This is a genomic window from Mesorhizobium sp. M2E.F.Ca.ET.219.01.1.1 (assembly GCF_004016445.2).
Lineage (GTDB): Bacteria > Pseudomonadota > Alphaproteobacteria > Rhizobiales > Rhizobiaceae > Mesorhizobium.
In genome coordinates, this window is record NZ_SADT02000007.1 from 24,253 (window position 1) to 40,941 (window position 16,689).

8 protein-coding genes and 1 tRNA gene are annotated in these 16,689 nt (G+C 61.0%); 5 read left to right on the forward strand and 4 right to left on the reverse strand.

Going from position 1 to position 16,689, the window contains the following annotated elements:
- The first annotated feature begins 33 nt into the window (after positions 1-33).
- The 4 genes from EN862_RS28715 to EN862_RS28730 all read left to right on the forward strand — a co-directional run bounded on the left by EN862_RS28715 (position 34) and on the right by EN862_RS28730 (position 9,505).
- On the forward strand, positions 34-1,578 hold the full coding sequence (locus EN862_RS28715; RefSeq protein WP_127867609.1) for an ABC transporter ATP-binding protein: 1,545 nt from the start codon (positions 34-36) through the stop codon (positions 1,576-1,578).
- Positions 1,575-2,675, forward strand: coding sequence for an ABC transporter permease (locus tag EN862_RS28720; RefSeq protein ID WP_127867608.1), 1,101 nt, complete (start codon positions 1,575-1,577; stop codon positions 2,673-2,675). Before EN862_RS28715 ends, EN862_RS28720 begins: the two co-directional genes overlap by 4 nt.
- A gap of 44 nt (positions 2,676-2,719) precedes the next feature.
- The gene (locus EN862_RS28725) at positions 2,720-3,613 is read left to right on the forward strand and encodes an ABC transporter permease (protein WP_210235685.1); all 894 of its coding nucleotides are present in this window, start codon (positions 2,720-2,722) and stop codon (positions 3,611-3,613) included.
- Between the two features lie 354 nt (positions 3,614-3,967).
- Positions 3,968-9,505, forward strand: coding sequence for an AAA family ATPase (locus EN862_RS28730; protein ID WP_245519724.1), 5,538 nt, complete (start codon positions 3,968-3,970; stop codon positions 9,503-9,505).
- 271 nt (positions 9,506-9,776) lie between these two features.
- On the opposite strand, the gene EN862_RS28735 is transcribed toward EN862_RS28730, so the two are convergent.
- From EN862_RS28735 to EN862_RS28745, 3 genes are read right to left on the reverse strand one after another with little or no spacing between them, the layout of a single operon-like run.
- Positions 9,777-10,841 carry a cytochrome d ubiquinol oxidase subunit II gene (locus tag EN862_RS28735; protein WP_245519725.1) on the reverse strand — a complete coding sequence of 355 codons (1,065 nt, stop codon included), beginning with the start codon at positions 10,839-10,841 and terminating at the stop codon, positions 9,777-9,779.
- A 2-nt stretch (positions 10,842-10,843) separates the two neighbouring features.
- On the reverse strand, positions 10,844-12,250 hold the full coding sequence (locus tag EN862_RS28740) for a cytochrome ubiquinol oxidase subunit I (protein WP_127867605.1): 1,407 nt from the start codon (positions 12,248-12,250) through the stop codon (positions 10,844-10,846).
- A 10-nt stretch (positions 12,251-12,260) separates the two neighbouring features.
- Positions 12,261-14,543, reverse strand: a complete 2,283-nt coding sequence (locus EN862_RS28745) for an FdhF/YdeP family oxidoreductase (RefSeq protein WP_127867604.1) — start codon at positions 14,541-14,543, stop codon at positions 12,261-12,263.
- A gap of 721 nt (positions 14,544-15,264) precedes the next feature.
- Between EN862_RS28745 and EN862_RS28750 the strand changes: the two genes are divergently transcribed.
- Positions 15,265-16,494, forward strand: a complete 1,230-nt coding sequence (locus EN862_RS28750) for an MFS transporter (protein WP_127867603.1) — start codon at positions 15,265-15,267, stop codon at positions 16,492-16,494.
- Between the two features lie 114 nt (positions 16,495-16,608).
- Here the strand turns inward: EN862_RS28750 and EN862_RS28755 are convergent.
- Positions 16,609-16,684, reverse strand: a tRNA-Thr gene (locus EN862_RS28755).
- Positions 16,685-16,689: the final 5 nt, after the last annotated feature.

Below are 16,689 nucleotides of genomic sequence, written 5' to 3' on the forward strand. Positions count from 1 at the left end.
CATGTCGGCCAGGGCGGAATGACGACAGAAAATATGGCACCGCTCCTGCAGGCGATCGGGATCAGCAAGACCTACCCCGGCGGGGTAGTCGCCAATGACAACGTGAACATCGCGGTCAACGCTGGAGAGGTCCACGCGGTCGTCGGCGAAAACGGCGCCGGCAAATCGACGCTCATGAAGATACTGTTCGGCGTCGAGCAGGCCGACAGCGGTGAGTTGAGGTTGGTTGGCGAGCAGGTCCGCTTCGGGAGCCCTCGAGCCGCGATCAATGCCGGCATCGGCATGGTTTTCCAGCATTTCTCGTTGGTGCCTTCCTTCTCGGCTTACGAGAATATCGTGCTCGGGTCAGAGCCGCGTTCCGGTATACGCTTCGACCGCAGGAAGGCGATTGAGGAGGTGAGAGCGCTCTCGGCGCGTTTTCGCCTCCATGTGGATCCGTTGCAGCCGGTCAGGCAGCTGCCGGTCGGCCAGCAGCAGCGCGTCGAGATACTCAAGGCGCTCTACCGCGGCGGGCGCATCTTGATCCTGGACGAGCCAACTGCCGTGCTCACACCTCAGGAGGTGACCGAGTTGTTCTCCGCGATCCGCGCGCTTGTCGCACAGGGCCGGACGGTCATCTTTATCGCCCACAAGCTACCGGAGGTGCTGGAGATATCCAGCCGCATAACGGTCATGCGAGGGGGCAAGACGATAGGCGAAATCGAAACCAAGGACGCGACCGAGCAGAAGCTCGCCAACATGATGGTCGGCCGCGAGGTGACGCTACGCGTCGAGCGCAAGCCGTATAACGGCAAGGTCACGCTCGCGGTGAACAGGTTGAGCCTGATGAACGAACTGCGCGCCACGGTCTGCGACGATGTCAGCCTAACCGTGCGCTCCGGCGAAATCGTTGGCCTCGCCGGCGTCGCAGGCAACGGCCAGGCCGAGTTGATCGAAGCGATCGCCGGACTGAGATCCGTTGCGGGTGGCGACATTGCGATCGGCGGGGAGAGCATCTTGCCACTCGGCGTGCGGGCGCGGCGCGGCAAAGGCATGGCCAGTATTCCAGAGGATCGCATCTCACAAGGGCTGGCGCTAGGCGCCAGCGTGGCCGAAAATCTCGTTGCGACGCGGCTTGACGATCGACTATTCGCCCGCGGCGGGTTGCTCGATCTCGGCGAGATGCGCGCCAATGCCGAGCGCCTGATCGAACGCTTTTCGATTCGGATCGACGGCCCCAACGCACTCGCCGCTACGCTCTCGGGCGGCAACATGCAGAAGGTCGTCGTGGCGCGCGAGCTGTCGGAGCAACCTAGGCTATTGCTGGTCAGCCAGCCGACACGCGGTGTCGATCTTGGCTCGACACAGTTTATCTGGCGCATCCTGACCGAGACGCGCAATGCCGGAGCGGCGGTGCTGCTCAGCTCCGCGGACTTGTCCGAGTTGCTGGCTCTGTCGGACCGGCTTATGGTGTTCTATCGAGGCCGGATCGTCGCCGCCTTCCGCAACTCCGATGAGCTGACAACCGAGATGCTTGGCGCCTGCATGCTGGGATTGTCGAGACAGTCGCCTGAGGAAATGCGGGCTGCGCTGGCATGAGCGAAGCGGCGACGACCCGCCGCTGGGCCGTATTGCGCCGCGAAACGGGACGGGCGCTCGGCGCGGCGATCATCGCCCTAGCCGTCGCGTTTCTCATCATTCTCTTTTCGTCCAAGACTCCGCTGCAAGCTTTCGCTACGCTGACTACCGCACCGATCACCAAGGTGCGCACCGTCGGACTTTGGATCGACGACGTTGCCAAGCTGACGGTCGCGGGGCTTGCTTACAGCCTGGTCTTCCAGGCGCGCCAGTTCGCGCTCGGCGTCCAGGGTCAGGTCTATGTCGGCGCGCTCGCAGCGAGCTATATCGCGCTCTCGCCGCTGGGCCAGACGTGGTGTGCGATCCCACTCGGCATCGTCTGCGCCATGGCGGGAGGCGCGTTGTGGGGCTTTCTGCCTGGGATCGCCAAGGCGCGACTCGGCGCCAACGAGATCGTCTCGTCGCTGATGCTGAACTATGTAGCGATCGAGCTCGCCAACTACCTGATCCGCGTCGATCTCACGACGCCGAACAGCCGCTTGCTTTCCACCGCTCCGTTTCCGTCGACTGCCGTCTTCCCGGCGCTCATCCCCAATACGCGTATCGACATTGGCCTGATCTTCGCGCTGACGTCGGTCGTCGCAGTATGGTTCGCTCTCTACCGTACGAGCTGGGGCCTGAAGCTCAGGCTGGTTGGCCATAACAGCCGCTTCGCGCAGTATGCTGGCATCAAGGAGGCCTTCATCATAGTGTCGGCGATGGCCGCTTCCGGCGCGTTGGGAGGGCTGCTAGGCGCCATGTTCGTTGAAGGGCGCTCCTTCGGTAAGCTTGCTGTGTCATTTGAGGGCAACCTAGCCTTTGAGGGCCTCTTGATCGCCATCGTTGCGCGCAACCGACCGCTTGCCGTGCCCGTTGCGGCGCTTTTCTATGGCTATCTGCGCCAAGGCGCGCAGCTCATGAGTATCCGAACCGATGTGCCTTCGGAGATAATTGTCATCGTCACCGCTGTTATCATCCTCCTCGTCGCGTCCTCCTACTCTGTCAAGCCGCGCGCCATGCTTGCCGCGATCACGCGTAGCAGTCGGCCGGCCAGGACCCATGTCGAAGCGGTAAAATGATAGAGCTACTGGCGACCGTGTTTTCCGCGGCGTTCTTCCTGACGGTGATCCGCACCTCGACGCCACTGTTGCTTGCGACGCTTGGCGGACTGATCGCGGACCTTTCGGGCGCGCTCAACGTCGCGCTTGAAGGTATAATGCTGGTCAGCTGCCTGACTGCGGTCGTCGTCTCGGTGTATGCCCCGTGGTACGTCGCGGTGATCGCGGCGTTGCTTGCCGGCGCCTTCCTCGGCAGCGTGATGGCCTTTTTTCATCTGCGTCTCAAGGCCGACATTGTGCTCGTCGGCTTCGCCATCAACATCTTCGCCTCCGGCGCTACGGTGTTTGCACTCACACTCGCCACCGGCGGAGACAAGGGCAGTTCGACCAACTTGATATCGAAGCCGGTGCCGGCGCTCGACCTCTCCTTCCTTGGCATGGTCCCCGGCGTGGGAGGCCTGCTTGTGAGAACTCTCTCCGGACATTCCGTGTTGTCCTGGCTTGCAGGTCTTCTCGTTTTTGTCTTGTGGTATTTTCTGTACCGGACGTCCTGGGGCTTACAGCTGCGGAGCGTCGGCGAACATCCGAGCGCGCTCGAGGCTGCAGGCGTTTCCGCCAATGCCCTCAGAGGTTGGAGTCTTGTGGCGTCCGGTGCGCTCGCCGGACTCGCCGGAGCGCAGCTCTCGATGTTCAATTATGTCGGCTTCACCCGCGACATGACTGCGGGTCGTGGCTTCATCGCGCTCGGCGCTGTGCTGCTTGGTGCGCGTCACCCAGTCGGTGCGCTGCTCGCAGCGTTGCTCTTCGGTATGTTCGACGCGCTTTCGGTAGTCATGCCCGGCCTGTTCAACTGGATCCCGGCGGAGCTCATCCGAATGATCCCTTTCGTGGTGACTATCGTAGCGCTCATCCTGTTCAGTTATCGCATGAAGCTGACCTCCACGACCTTCGACCATTGATCTCGCCCGACACCCTGATTCCGACGTTGCCAACGAGGTGGTTATTCGGGCAAGCGCGATGGCGTCGGGCTTGATCTTCCGACGTCGATCAGGAACTTGGACTGGCTGGGTCTTGGTTCACGCCAAGGCCCCAGCTATCATCGAACGTTACGGGTGGGTTCACTGAAAGCGCGAGCGACGGTATCCGCGCCTGTGAAACGAGGAAGCAGGGCTGGTTTTGCGCTCACGGGAAGGACACCGTCATAAACCTATGTTTGAACTCACTCTGGCCATTTCCTGGAGGCGGAACGTTCGAGCAGTAAATCAATTCCATGGCCGCAGCCCGAGCACGGGCGTGACCGCGGAGTTCGGCACGTGAGCCCATCCCTCGGGCTCGGCGCTGATCAAGATCGTAGCCTGCAGGTGCTGTGGGCCGACGGGGAATACGTCCTCTGTAGGACTGAACGCGGGGACACCGAAAATGATCAGAGCGTGCTGGCCTTGCTGCCGACCGCCAAGCACTCGCCTTCGACCAGCCTCCAGCGCCTCGCGCACGAATACGCCCTGAGGGACGAACTGGACGAGACTTGGGCCGTGCGGCCGCTGCAGCTGGTGCACGAGCGTGGGCGGACGATGCTGCTTCTCAAGGACCCGGGTGGCGAGCCGCTGGCCCGGCTGCTTGATGGCCCCATGGATTTGAGCTCGTTCTTGAGCCTCGCGGTCGGCATCGCGAAGGCGTTGGGAAGCCTGCACGAATGCGGACTCGTCCATAAAGACATCAAGCCGGCCAACATCATGGTGGGATGTAACGATGGCCTGGTGCGGCTCACCGGATTCGGTCTTGCGTCGCGGCTGCCTCGCGAGCGGCCGGCGCCCGATGCGCCCGAGGCAATCGCTGGGACGCTTGCTTACATGGCTCCAGAGCAAACGGGGCGAATGAACCGATCAATCGATTCCCGCAGTGATCTGTACGCTTTCGGCGTCACCCTCTATCAGATGGTAACCGGCGCGCTGCCATTCACCGCATCCGAACCCTTGGAATGGGTGCATTGCCATATTGCGAGACGGCCGCTTGCCCCCTCGGAACGCACGCCGAATGTTCCGCCGCCAGTCTCGCAAATCATTATGAAGCTGCTCGCCAAAACGGCGGAGGAGCGCTACCAGACCGCCCTTGGCGTCGAGAATGATCTTCGGCGATGCCTTGTCGAGTGGGAACTTGTGCAGCGCATCGAGCCGTTTCCGCTCGCCAGGCAAGACTCGCCTGATCGCTTGTTGATCCCCGAAAAGTTGTACGGGAGGGGGCGCGAGGTCGAGACCCTTCTCACCGCTTTCGATCGGGTTGTGGGGAGCGGCAGGCCGGAACTTGTGCTGATTTCCGGATATTCGGGGATCGGCAAAACGTCAGTCGTCCATGAGCTTCACAAGGTGCTCGTTCCGCCCCGAGGCCTTTTCGCATTTGGAAAATTCGACCAGTACAAGCGCGATATCCCCTACGGGACGCTTGTCCAAGCCGTCCAGGGCCTTGTGCGGCCGCTTCTCGGGAAGAGCGAGGCCGAACTGGTTGCCTGGCGTCATGATCTTCTGGAGGCGCTAGGTCCTAATGGACGCCTGGTGGTTGATCTGGTGCCGGAGCTGAAGCTCATCATCGGCGAGCAACCGCCGGTGCTTGAGCTTGAGCCGCGACAGGCGCAAATCCGCTTTCAGCTCGTGTTCCGCCGCTTTATTGGCGTCTTTGCGAGGCCGGAGCATCCGCTTGCGCTTTTTCTGGACGATCTGCAGTGGCTCGACTTGGCGACGCTCGATCTCATCGAGGACATATTGATCCAACAGGACGTTCGGCATCTGATGCTGGTTGGCGCCTACCGCGACAACGAGGTGAGCCTCGCGCATCCGCTGATGCACAAGCTCAACGCCATCCGCAAGTCGGGCTCGGTGGTCAACGAGATCGTGCTTGCGCCGCTCGCCCCGGAAGATCTGGAGCGCCTGACCGGAGATTCTCTTCGCCACGAGCCGGAGCGCGTTCGACCGCTGGCGCAACTGATCCACGAGAAGACGGCCGGCAATCCATTCTTCGCCATTCAATTCACTTCCTCGCTCGCGGAAGAGGGGCTGCTCGCTTTCGACCACCGCGAGGCGCAATGGTCATGGGACATCGATCGCATTCACGCCAAGGGCTACACCGACAATGTCGTTGACCTCTTGTTGGAAAAATTGAGCCGGCTGCCGGTCGGAACCCAGAGAGCGTTGCAGAAGCTTGCCTGCTTGGGTGCCAGTGCTGAACTAGGTCTGCTGACTACGGTCTACGACACATCGATGGAGGACATTCACAGCGACCTCTGGGAAGCAGTTCGTGCGGGTCTCGTGCTCCGTTCGGAAGACGCCTACCGCTTCCTCCATGACCGTGTCCAGGAAGCTGCGTATTCGCTGATTCCCGAAGATTTGCGAGCGGCGGTCCATCTCAGGATTGGCAGGCTGCTTGCGGCCAACACGCCGCCCCACAAGCGGGACGAGGTCATTTTCGAGATCGTCAATCAGCTCAACCGCGGCGCTGCCCTGATCACGGCTGAGGGCGAGCGTTTACAGCTGGCCGAATTGAACCTGATAGCCGGTAAGCGCGCCAAGGCGGCGACCGCCTACGCTTCAGCGTTGAACTACTTCGTCCTCGGGGGGACGCTTCTGCCCGTTGAGCGGTGGACGCGCTGCTATGAAATCGCCTTTGCAATCGACATCAACAATGCCGAATGCGAGTTGCTGACCGGCAATCTGGCCGGTGCGGAGGAGCGGCTGTCGATGCTGCAACGGCGCGCTGCGAGCGTTCTGGACAGAGCTGCAACTACACGTATGCAGGTTCTTCTCCACATGCTGTCGGGGCGCCCGGATCGTGCCATTGAGGTGGGCCTCCAATATTTGCGCGAGATTGGCATTGAGTGGTCCGCTGCCCCGACGGATGAGGAAGTCGGTGAGGAGCTCGAGAGCATGTGGCGACGGCTCGAAGGCCGGAGTATCGAGGCGCTGTACGATTTGCCGCTAATGTCGGATCCGCAACGGCGCGCCACGATGGATGTGCTCCTCGAGCTTCTGTCGCCGGGCCTGTACGCCAATGAGAACCTGGAAAGCCTGCTCGTATTGCGGATGGTAAATCTGAGCATAGACCACGGCAATTGCGATGCGTCTGCCCATGCTTATGCGAGCCTCAACCTGGCACTTGGCGTCCGCTTCGGTGACTATGAATCGACGAAACGCTTCAGCCAGCTTAGCTTGGATCTAGTCGGGAAAGAGGGCTTTGAACGCTACAAGGTTCGTGTGCACTCGGCTTTCGGGGTGATGGTTCTACCCTGGATTCGGCCCTTCCGTGACGCCCAGCCAGTGATCCGGCGTGCGTTTGAGATGGTTTTGGAAGCGGGTGAGTTGACTTACGCCGGCTATTTGTACGACGCGACTGTCACGCAACTCCTATCGCTGGGTACGCCGCTTACGGAGGTACAGCGCACGGCCGAGCATGGCCTTCAATTCGCGCAAAAACTGGGTTTCGATGTAACCACCGCCGTCATTGTTGGCCAGTTGGGGATCATCAAGACGCTCAGAGGCCTCACGCCTGACTTCGGATCGTTTTCCGACGACCAATTTGACGACAGCCGCTTCGAACAATATCTGCTCGCCGACCGCTATCTGGCGCTGCCAGCATGTTGGTATTGGATCCGAAAACTCCAGGCTCTCGTTCTCTCCGGTCGCTATGATGAGGCCTTGGAAGCCGGCCGCCATGTGCAACAGTTTTTTTGGACGGATGGCCCGTTCATCGAAGCGGCTGAATACCATTTCTACGACGCGCTTGCGCGGGCGGCTGCATTTGATGACGCGACGCCGGTCGAACAGCGCGAGCACCTCAAGGCGTTGGGGGAGCATCACAAGAAGCTCGTGTTCTGGGCGGGGAATTGCCCCGAGAACTTCGAAAATCGAGCAGCCCTGGTCGAAGCGGAGATCGCTCGCCTGCAAGGTCGGGAACTGGAGGCCGAGCGGCTCTACGAACGCGCCGTGGGCTCGGCACGCGAGCAGGGTTTCATGCAGAACGAGGGGCTGGCCTATGAAGGGGCCGCCCGCTTTTATCGAGCGCGCGGCTTCGATGAGATATCGCATCTCTATTTTCGGAACGCCAGGCGCTGTTATTTGAACTGGGGCGCCGACGGCAAGGTGCGTCAGCTCGATCAACTCTACCCTCATCTCGGGGATGACGAGCGCTCGACGCCCAATCCCACAACAACGATCCAGGCACCCGTCGAGCACCTCGACCTCGCGACGGTGCTCAAGGTTTCGCAATCCGTGTCCGGCGAGATTATCCTGGAAAAGCTGCTCGACACGATCATGCGCACGGCCATCGAACAGGCCGGTGCGCAACGGGGAGTGCTGCTGATCTCGCGAGGAGCAGAGCAACGGATCGTCGTCGAGGCGATTACCGATGGAGATACGGTAACTGTCCAGTTGTTGGACGAGGCGATGTCACCGGACAGGCTGCCGGCCTCCGTTCTACGCTATGTCGAGCAAATGCGGGAAAGCGTGGTCATCGATCAGGCTAGGGCAGACAATCCATTCTCGGAAGATTCTTACTTCCGTGCAGTTCAGGCCCGTTCCGTCCTTTGCCTGCCGTTGCTCAACCAATCCAAGCTCATCGGTGTGCTCTACCTGGAGAACAACCTTGCTCCCGGTGTGTTCGCGCCGACGCGAATTCCGGTGCTGAAGCTGCTTGCGTCGCAGGCAGCGATCTCGCTGGAAAACACGCGACTATATATGGACCTGACAGAGCGGGAGACGAAAATCAGGCGTTTGGTCGACGCCAATATCATCGGTATCTTTTTTTGGGACATCGAAGGCCGGATCACCGAGGCCAACGAGGCGCTTCTCCGGATGGTGGGCTATGACCGTGACGATCTTGCCTCAGGCCGCCTGCGATGGACGGACCTGACACCGGCCGAATGGCTTGACCGCGATCTGCAGCAGTTTGTGCCAGAACTGAAGATCGCGGGCAGCCTGCCACCCTACGAGAAAGAGTACTTGCGGAAGGATGGAACCCGGTTGCCCGTGCTTATCGGTGTGGCGAGCTTCGAGGAGAGGGGCGGCGAGGGCGTTGCCTTCGTGCTCGATTTGACAGGCCTCAAGCGGGCGGAGGCTGAAGCGCGCGAGAACGAACGGCGGTATCGAGAGATTCAGTCGCGGCTAGCTCGTGCCAACCGCGTCGCGACAATGGGTCAACTGACGGCCTCGATTGCGCACGAAGTCAATCAGCCGATCGCCGCGGCACTTACCAATGGCCAAGCCGCCCTGCGTTGGCTCGGCAAGCAGCCGCCCGACTTGGTGGAAGTCCAGCAGGCGCTGGAACGCATCGTCAAGGACGGTACGCGAGCGGGCGAGATCATAGACAGGATGCGCGCGCTCTTCGGAAAGGCACCGCCGTCCAAGGCGGACCTGGACATCAATGAAGTGGTAGGAGAGATCGTCGCTCTCACCCAAGGCGAAGCGCTCAAGAACGGGGTCACAGTACGTGCGGAACTCGAAGGGGGCTTGCCGGTTGTTCGAGCGGACCGGGTTCAGCTCCAGCAAGTCGTCCTCAACCTGATCGCCAATGCGATCGAGGCGATGAGTGAGATTGAGGACAAAGCTCGCGATCTACACATCACCACCGCGCAGCATACGCCGGATGGCGTGATCGTTATGGTTCGCGACACTGGACCGGGCTTAACTCTGAAGAGTGCCGAGGACGTCTTCGAAGTTCTCTATACGACCAAGCCAACGGGCCTCGGGATGGGGCTTCCGATTTGTCGCACCATCATAGAGGCTCATGGCGGAAAAATGTGGGCAAGCGCAAACAAGCCGCGCGGCGCCATTTTCCAGTTCACCTTGCCGCAAATGGAAGAAGAATGAGCGCCTTGAGCCAAACCACGGACCCCTTGCCAGCACGGCCGCACTAAAGTGCTCTTTGCCGTCTACGGGCGATCGACCGCCGAGGGGCTCTCAAGCTGCAGCCAGAAGGCTACATGGAGCGCTGCCATCATCGCGATCCACGTGCGGAATGCGAAGCTCCATGCGCTCCACGGCAATCCCAAGAAGCGGAACTGACAGCCTTCGTGAGTTGTTGCCAATGACGCGCTCACCTCGGCTCTTCCCTCCATGGCCGCCAGTCAACGCCGATCGCTCAGCTCAAATGGAGTTCATTGCGGCTCGCCGCCGTGCGACGTCCAACATGCAGCTCGGCACCCCGACTGCCGTAGCCGGCTCCGAGCACCGTCTTGCCGCGGAACACCCAGTAAGCATGGCCGAGGTAGGCTATGATGATGGGAAGGATGATGAGCACGCCCGTGCCGACAAAACGCAGGGTCGCTGGATCTGAAGCGGCGCTCCACACGGTGGCATGGCGCGGCACAACATAGGGCCACAGGCTGACCGCGAGCCCGCCAAAGCCAAGCAGGAACAGCACAATCGTCAACACGAATGGCCGACCATCGTTGGAACCCCAAAGCGAGCGCCAGATCAGCACGATGGCGACCACCGCCGCCAGGGGCATGAGGGCCAGCGGCAGTATGCGCGGCCAGGCGAACCAGCGCTCCGCCACCTCAGGCACCGTAAGAGCCGTCCAGGCGCTAACCAAGGCCATGGAGGCCGCCGTCAGGATCAGCGCCGCATGCCCAACCTCCCGGCCGAAGATCTGGGTCGGGCCGTCCGTTTTCCAGATAAGCCAGCCCGCGCCGAGCAGCGCATAGCCGCCGACAAGGCCCACCGCGCAGAGCAACCCCAGGACAGTAAAGCAGCTGAATGGTCCATCGGAAAACATCTCGCTCTCGACCGGTACTCCGCCAATGAAGCCCCCGAGCACGAGGCCTTGGGCAAACACCGCAAGAAGCGAGCCGGCGGCAAACGCATAATCCCAGCCTCGCCGGAATAGCCTGGCCTGAAAACGGAACTCGAAGGCAATGCCTCGAAAGATCAACGCGAAAAGCATGATCATCAGAGGCAAGTAGAACGCAGGAAGAAGGACGTAGTAGGCGATAGGGAAAGCCGTCCAGAGAAGCGCCCCTCCGAAGACGAGCCAGGTTTCGTTGCCATCCCAAATCGGCGAGATGCTCTCCATCATCAGATCCCGGTCCTGCTCACGCGGCGCGAGAAGAAACAGGAGGCCGATGCCGAGATCGAAGCCGTCCGCCAGGACATAGAGTCCGACCGCTCCGGCCGCCACAAGCGCGAAGATCAGCGGAAGATCCATGGTCATTCTCCCGCCAGCGACGGACTTTTGTTGAGGAAACCGCCCACCATGGCCGGGCCTGCCTGTTCAAGCCCGGGTCGCACCGCATTTGGGTGGATGCTTACGTCTTCCGGGCCGCGCATGACGATCCGCGCGCCGTACCAGAAGAAGGCGAGCAGCAGAAGGTTGTAGACCATCACAAACAGCAGCAGCGAAACGACTACGGAACTCGCCGCGATAGGCGAGGCTGCATCCAGGGTGCGCAGATGGCCATAGACCACGTAGGGCTGGCGCCCTGTCTCAGTCACAGTCCAGCCGGCGATTACCGCGACGAATCCGAGCGGCGTCGTCGCCATGGCGGCGAGTTGGAACCAGCGGGTGGTGAACAGCCGCCCACGCCAGCGGAGGACCCCGCCCGTTATCGCCATCGCGAGGAGGAGCAGCCCGCAACCGACCATGATCCGAAATGCGAAGAAGACGAGCGGAACATAAGGCCGGTCAGCGGACGGCACTGCTTTCAGACCCTGAACGTGTCCGTTCCACGAATGGGTTAGATAGACGCTTGCAAAATGCGGAATGGCAATCGCGAAACGGTTCTTCTCCGCGGTCATGTCGGGCCAGGCCAACAACGTAGCCGGCACGCCGTCGCCGGAGTCCCACAGGCCCTCCACCGCTGCGATTTTTGTGGGCTGATACTGAAGCGTATTGCGCCCCTGGGCGTCGCCGAGCGCAATCTGCAGAGGCGCCAGAACGATCGCCGCCCACAGCGCAAGTGAGAACGCCTTGCGCGACGCGGCAATATGTTGGTCACGCCAGAGATGATAGGCCGACACCCCCGCGACCACGAAACTGCCGGTCAGATAGCTTGCGCAGACCATATGCAGGAAACGATACGGGAACGATGGATTGAATACGGCCGCCCACCAGTCGACGACGTGGAAGACGCCGCTGGCGTCGATCGAGTATCCGGCCGGGGTCTGCATCCAACTGTTCGAGGCCAGTATCCAGCTGGCGCTGAACAAGGTTCCCGATGCAACCATGAGGCAGGCAAAGAAGTGCATGCCACGGCCAACACGGTTCTCGCCGAACAACACGATGCCGATAAAGCCCGCCTCAAGGAAAAAGGCAGTCATCACCTCGTACATGAAGAAGGGGCCGAGCACATTGCTCACGGCGCGGGAGAAGCCGCTCCAGTTGGTGCCGATCTCATAAGAGAGCACCACACCGGTCACCACGCCCATACCAAATCCGAGCGCAAAAATGCGAATCCAGAACCGCATAAGGCTGCCGTAGACAGGATCCTGGGTCCGCCACCACATGAAGCTCAAGAAGGCCACGAAGGAAGCGATACCGATCGTGAAGGCGGGCCACAGGATGTGAAATCCGATGGTAAAGCCGAATTGAATACGCGACAGCGTCGTGGCGTCCATAGTCAACCCCCTAGGCCTCCAAACGACGGATGCGCACCGGCACGGCCTTGTATGAGGGGGTGTGGCACTGCGGATCGCGGGCATAGAGCGGGACGAGCGGATTGGCCTCCGGGTAGTATGCGCCACAGCATCCGTCGGGCAGCCGGTAAGCAATCACCTTGAACCCGTCGACCCTGCGTGTGACGCCATCGGTGGAGATCGTTTCGAGTGCTACGGTGTCCCCTGGTCTGACCCCCTGACGAGCCATTTCGCGGCCATTCAGAAACACGACCATGCGCTGGTGGAATACGCCACGATAGCGGTCGGAGCGGCTGTAGAGCGTCGTGTTGTACTGATCGTGGCTGCGCATCGTGGTAAGCCAAAGCGCGGTCGGATCATCCTGGTGTGGATCCTCCTCCAGGCCCTCGAATACCGCAAACTCGGCCCTTCCTGACGGGGTCGCCCAAATCCGCTCTCGGGCAAGTGAAGTTAGGTGGAACCCACCGGGAATACGGACGCGAGCATTGTAACCCTGGAATATTGGGAAGACGCGTTCGATCGCGTCGCGGATCTTGTCGTAGTCAGCTGCGAAGTTCTCCCAAGGGACGGAAGAAGACTCACCCAGAACGGCGCGGGCGAGTCCTGCTACAATGGCGGTCTCGCTTCGCAGGTGTTCGGAGGCGGGCGCGTTTTGGCCCGCGGACGCATGCACCATGGACATGGAATCCTCGACCGTAATCGACTGCGGCCCGCTCGACTGGACATCGATTTCGCTGCGCGACAGGCAGGGCAGGATGAAAGCATCTTTGGCGTGCACCATGTGAGTGCGATTGAGTTTGGTGGAGATGGTCACAGTGAGATCGAGTCCGCGCAACGCGCGGTGCGCCGCCAGGGTGTCCGGCGCCGCCGCGGCAAGATTGCCGCCAAGTGCGATCAGTACCCTGGCTTCGCCACGCAGCATCGCTTCAAGCGCAAGCACCGTGTCATGCCCATCGGCGCGCGGCGGCTCGAAGCCAAACAGATCCCGGATGCGGTCGAGCATCTCGGCGGGTGGCTTTTCAGTGATGCCGACTGTCCGGTTTCCTTGCACATTGGAATGACCCCGAACCGGACAGATGCCGGCACCTGGCCGGCCAATGTTGCCGCACAACAATGCGAGGTTGCAGATCTGGCGGACATTCTCAGTGCCCCGCCGGTGCTGGGTGATGCCCATCCCGTAAACAAGGATCGTCTTCTCCGACTTGAGGTAGGCGTCGGCGGCGATGTGCAAATCCGATCGGCTGAGGCCAGACTGGCGCTCGATCGCCTCCCAGGATGTTCTGCGAAGATCCGTCGCCAGAGCTTCAAATCCAACTGTATGTCCGTGAATGAAATCGGCATCGAGCACGCGCGCCTCGTCCGCCGCGATCGCCGCATCATCAGCCTCGATACAGGCCTTCATGATACCCTTCAGTGCTGCAACGTCGCCGCCGACCCGAAGCTGAAACACGCGCGAGGAAATCGGAGTCGACGTCAAGGTGACCATTTCGATGGGGTTCTGGGGCGCCTGGAACCGCTCAAGCGCGCGTTCGCTGAAGGGATTGAAGCTGATGATGGTGCAGCCTCGACGCGAGGCATTGCGCAAGCTGGTCATCATGCGGGGGCTGTTCGTGCCCGGGTTTTGGCCGATGATTAGGATACAGTCCGCGAGATCGAAGTCATCGAGCAGCACCGTGCCCTTGCCAACCCCTATGCTTTGCGGCATGCCGACACTCGTCGCCTCATGGCACATGTTGGAACAATCGGGGAAGTTGTTGGTGCCCAAGGCGCGGCCGAAGAGCTGGAACAGAAATGCCGCTTCGTTCGACGCGCGGCCTGACGTGTAGAATTCCACGCTGTTGGGATCGTCCAGGCCCCGCATGATTGCGCCGATACGGGCGAAGGCATTCTCCCAGGAAACGGGCAGGTATTTGTCTGAGGCTGCGTCGTAAGCCATCGGGTGCGTGAGCCGCCCGACCATCTCCAGGTCATAATCGTCCCAAGTCTCCAGCTCGGAGACGGTATGCTCTGCGAAGAAATCAGGGGTGCAGCGCTTGGCTGTGCCCTCCCAGGCCAGCGCCTTGGCGCCGTTCTCGCAATACTGGATTGGCTCGGCTTGTTTCGGCTCAGGCCAGGCGCAGCCAGGGCAATCGAAGCCTTGAGGCTGGTTCATGCGCATGAGGGTGACGGCACCGCTCAGCAGTATTTCTTGCTTACTCAGTGCCTTAGCCGTGGCCTCCAATGCGCCCCAGCCGCCGGCCGGCGATCTATAGGGTCGAATCCTGGGTTTCGGCACGGGCGCCTCCTAGAGTGAAAGGCAGCATCGTCAACGTCGCGGGACGCGGAAGCATTGAGGCTGCACGTTCGGCGATGTTCGTCCTTTGGCAGCCCGGCGTCTCGCAGGCTCGAAGGGCCGCCATCGCAAAACCATAAGGAAGCCGGTTTCGACTGAGCAGTAAAACGAGGTAAATAATGGTATGGGTCTGTTATTCCGGCCCCCTGGTTGAGGCAGCAGGACGGAAAGTAAAATGAGGCCGCGTTTTCGCACGTGGCCGCCCTGATCAAGCTTGATTCCGGGCAGGGACGCGGTTGCCGCGGTACGCACGCGGCAAGCAGCTTGGACACAGAAGCCGCGCGTAGCCCGGCGTGGGACTTGCAAGCTTGAGGCGCGCGACGGGTATTCGTCGAGCCAGCAATGGACCTTGCATAGGTGTGCGGCAGACTTCTTCTCCGACCGCGACGTGTTGCTTGAGGCCATCGGGGGCAGCGGAGCGACTGCTCAACCCGGTGGATCTCCTAGACGTCGATTCTGGTCAGTCGCTGCGTCCGAAAGGGTGCCCGTTTCATACCTCGGCATAGTAGCGCGCAGGGCTTGCCTGTTGTTAGCTGACTGCCGTTGGAGCGGTTACGAACGGCTTCAGGGAGACAGCCATGCGAGCATATACGTCCTCGCAATTCAGTCACAACGATCCAGATGGGCCGTCATTTCGGCCGGCTAAGACCGATGTGGTGGATCTATGTTTGAGAAGGCCTATGAGGCTCAATGCAGGGCAACGAAACTTGCTCCCTCCAGTGTGCCCCATGAGAACCAGACACTCGCCCTTCTCGCGCTGACGCTGGGCAGCTTCTGCATCGGCACGGCCGAGTTCGCGAGCATGGGCATCATCCAACTGTATGCTGCCGATCTTGGGATCGATATTCCGACCGCTACGAACGCGGTCACCGGCTACGCCTTCGGGGTCGTGCTGGGGGCGCCACTGGTTACGCTCGTCGCAGCCAAGCTAAATCGGCGCACTCTCTTGCTGTGTCTGATGGGACTTTGGGTCGTTGGAAACGTCCTCTCGTCGATGGCGAGCAATATCGGTCTGTTTACGGTTGCCCGGTTCATAAGCGGCATGCCGCAAGGCGCTTACTTTGGAGCGGGAGCAGTTGTGGCAGCCTACTTCTTCGGCGCGGAACGAGCAGGAAAGGCCTTTTCGCTCGTCATGACCGGACTGACGGTAGCAACGATCTTTGGATCGCCGTTGGCAACGTTCCTGGGTCAGACGCTCGGCTGGCGGAACACCTATCTCGCGGTGGCTGCACTGGGCGCCGTCGCATTCCTTGCACTGTTCCTCTTCGTTCCGCGCTCCGAAGCCCTTCGCGGAGGCTCGGTCGTGCACGAGCTGTCGGCGCTGCGGCGGTGGGATGTCTGGGCGATGATCATCGTCGCGGCCTTGGGGATATCGAGCATTTTCGCGGTCTATGCATTTATCGGGCCGCTGGTCACCGATGTGGTGCAGCTCGATCCATCCACGATACCATTGGCGCTCGGCGTCTTTGGTGTCGGTATGACGGCCGGCAATTTGGCCGGCGGGTATCTGGCAGACAATTTTGCATTCCGCGGTCTGGTCCTCGGATATGCGCTCACGCTCGCGGTGCTGGTTGTTTTGTCAAGTCTTGGAAGCCACGCATGGGTTTTCTTTCCCTGCCTATTTGCCGTGGGTGCCGCAATGATGGCAGCAATTCCAACCATTCAAGTGCGCATGACGCACTTCGCCCCCGAAGCTCCAACGCTTATGGGGGCGATGAACCTTGCCGCCCTTAACGTGGCGAATGCCCTCGGGGCTTGGGGCGGCGCACTGGTTATCGCAGCGGGATACAGTGTCCTTTTCTCACCACTTGCCGGATTCGTGCTGACCGCCGCAGGCTTGTTCGTTTATGCGGTTACGCTTTCGCGCCGCGCCGTGACTACACCGGCTGAATGACCCGCGACTGGGGGAAAGAAGGTATGACAAACCTGGCTCGTCATCCCAGATACGACCAGATGTTCCCCGCTCTGGACAAACCGGGAGAGGCGAGGAGCTAAGTGCTTGAACTTTTGGTGCCGCTTGCGTGACTCGAACACGCGACCCCATCATTACGAATGATGTGCTCTACCAACTGAGCTAAAGCGGCCCGGG

Excerpts from the sequence above, each read along its gene's own strand:
- EN862_RS28715 (WP_127867609.1), top strand. The coding sequence starts at position 34 with ATGGCACCGCTCCTGCAGGCGATCGGGATCAGCAAGACCTACCCCGGC.
- EN862_RS28720 (WP_127867608.1), top strand. The coding sequence starts at position 1,575 with ATGAGCGAAGCGGCGACGACCCGCCGCTGGGCCGTATTGCGCCGCGAA.
- EN862_RS28735 (WP_245519725.1), bottom strand. The coding sequence starts at position 10,841 with ATGGATCTTCCGCTGATCTTCGCGCTTGTGGCGGCCGGAGCGGTCGGA.
- EN862_RS28740 (WP_127867605.1), bottom strand. The coding sequence starts at position 12,250 with ATGGACGCCACGACGCTGTCGCGTATTCAATTCGGCTTTACCATCGGA.
- EN862_RS28750 (WP_127867603.1), top strand. The coding sequence starts at position 15,265 with ATGTTTGAGAAGGCCTATGAGGCTCAATGCAGGGCAACGAAACTTGCT.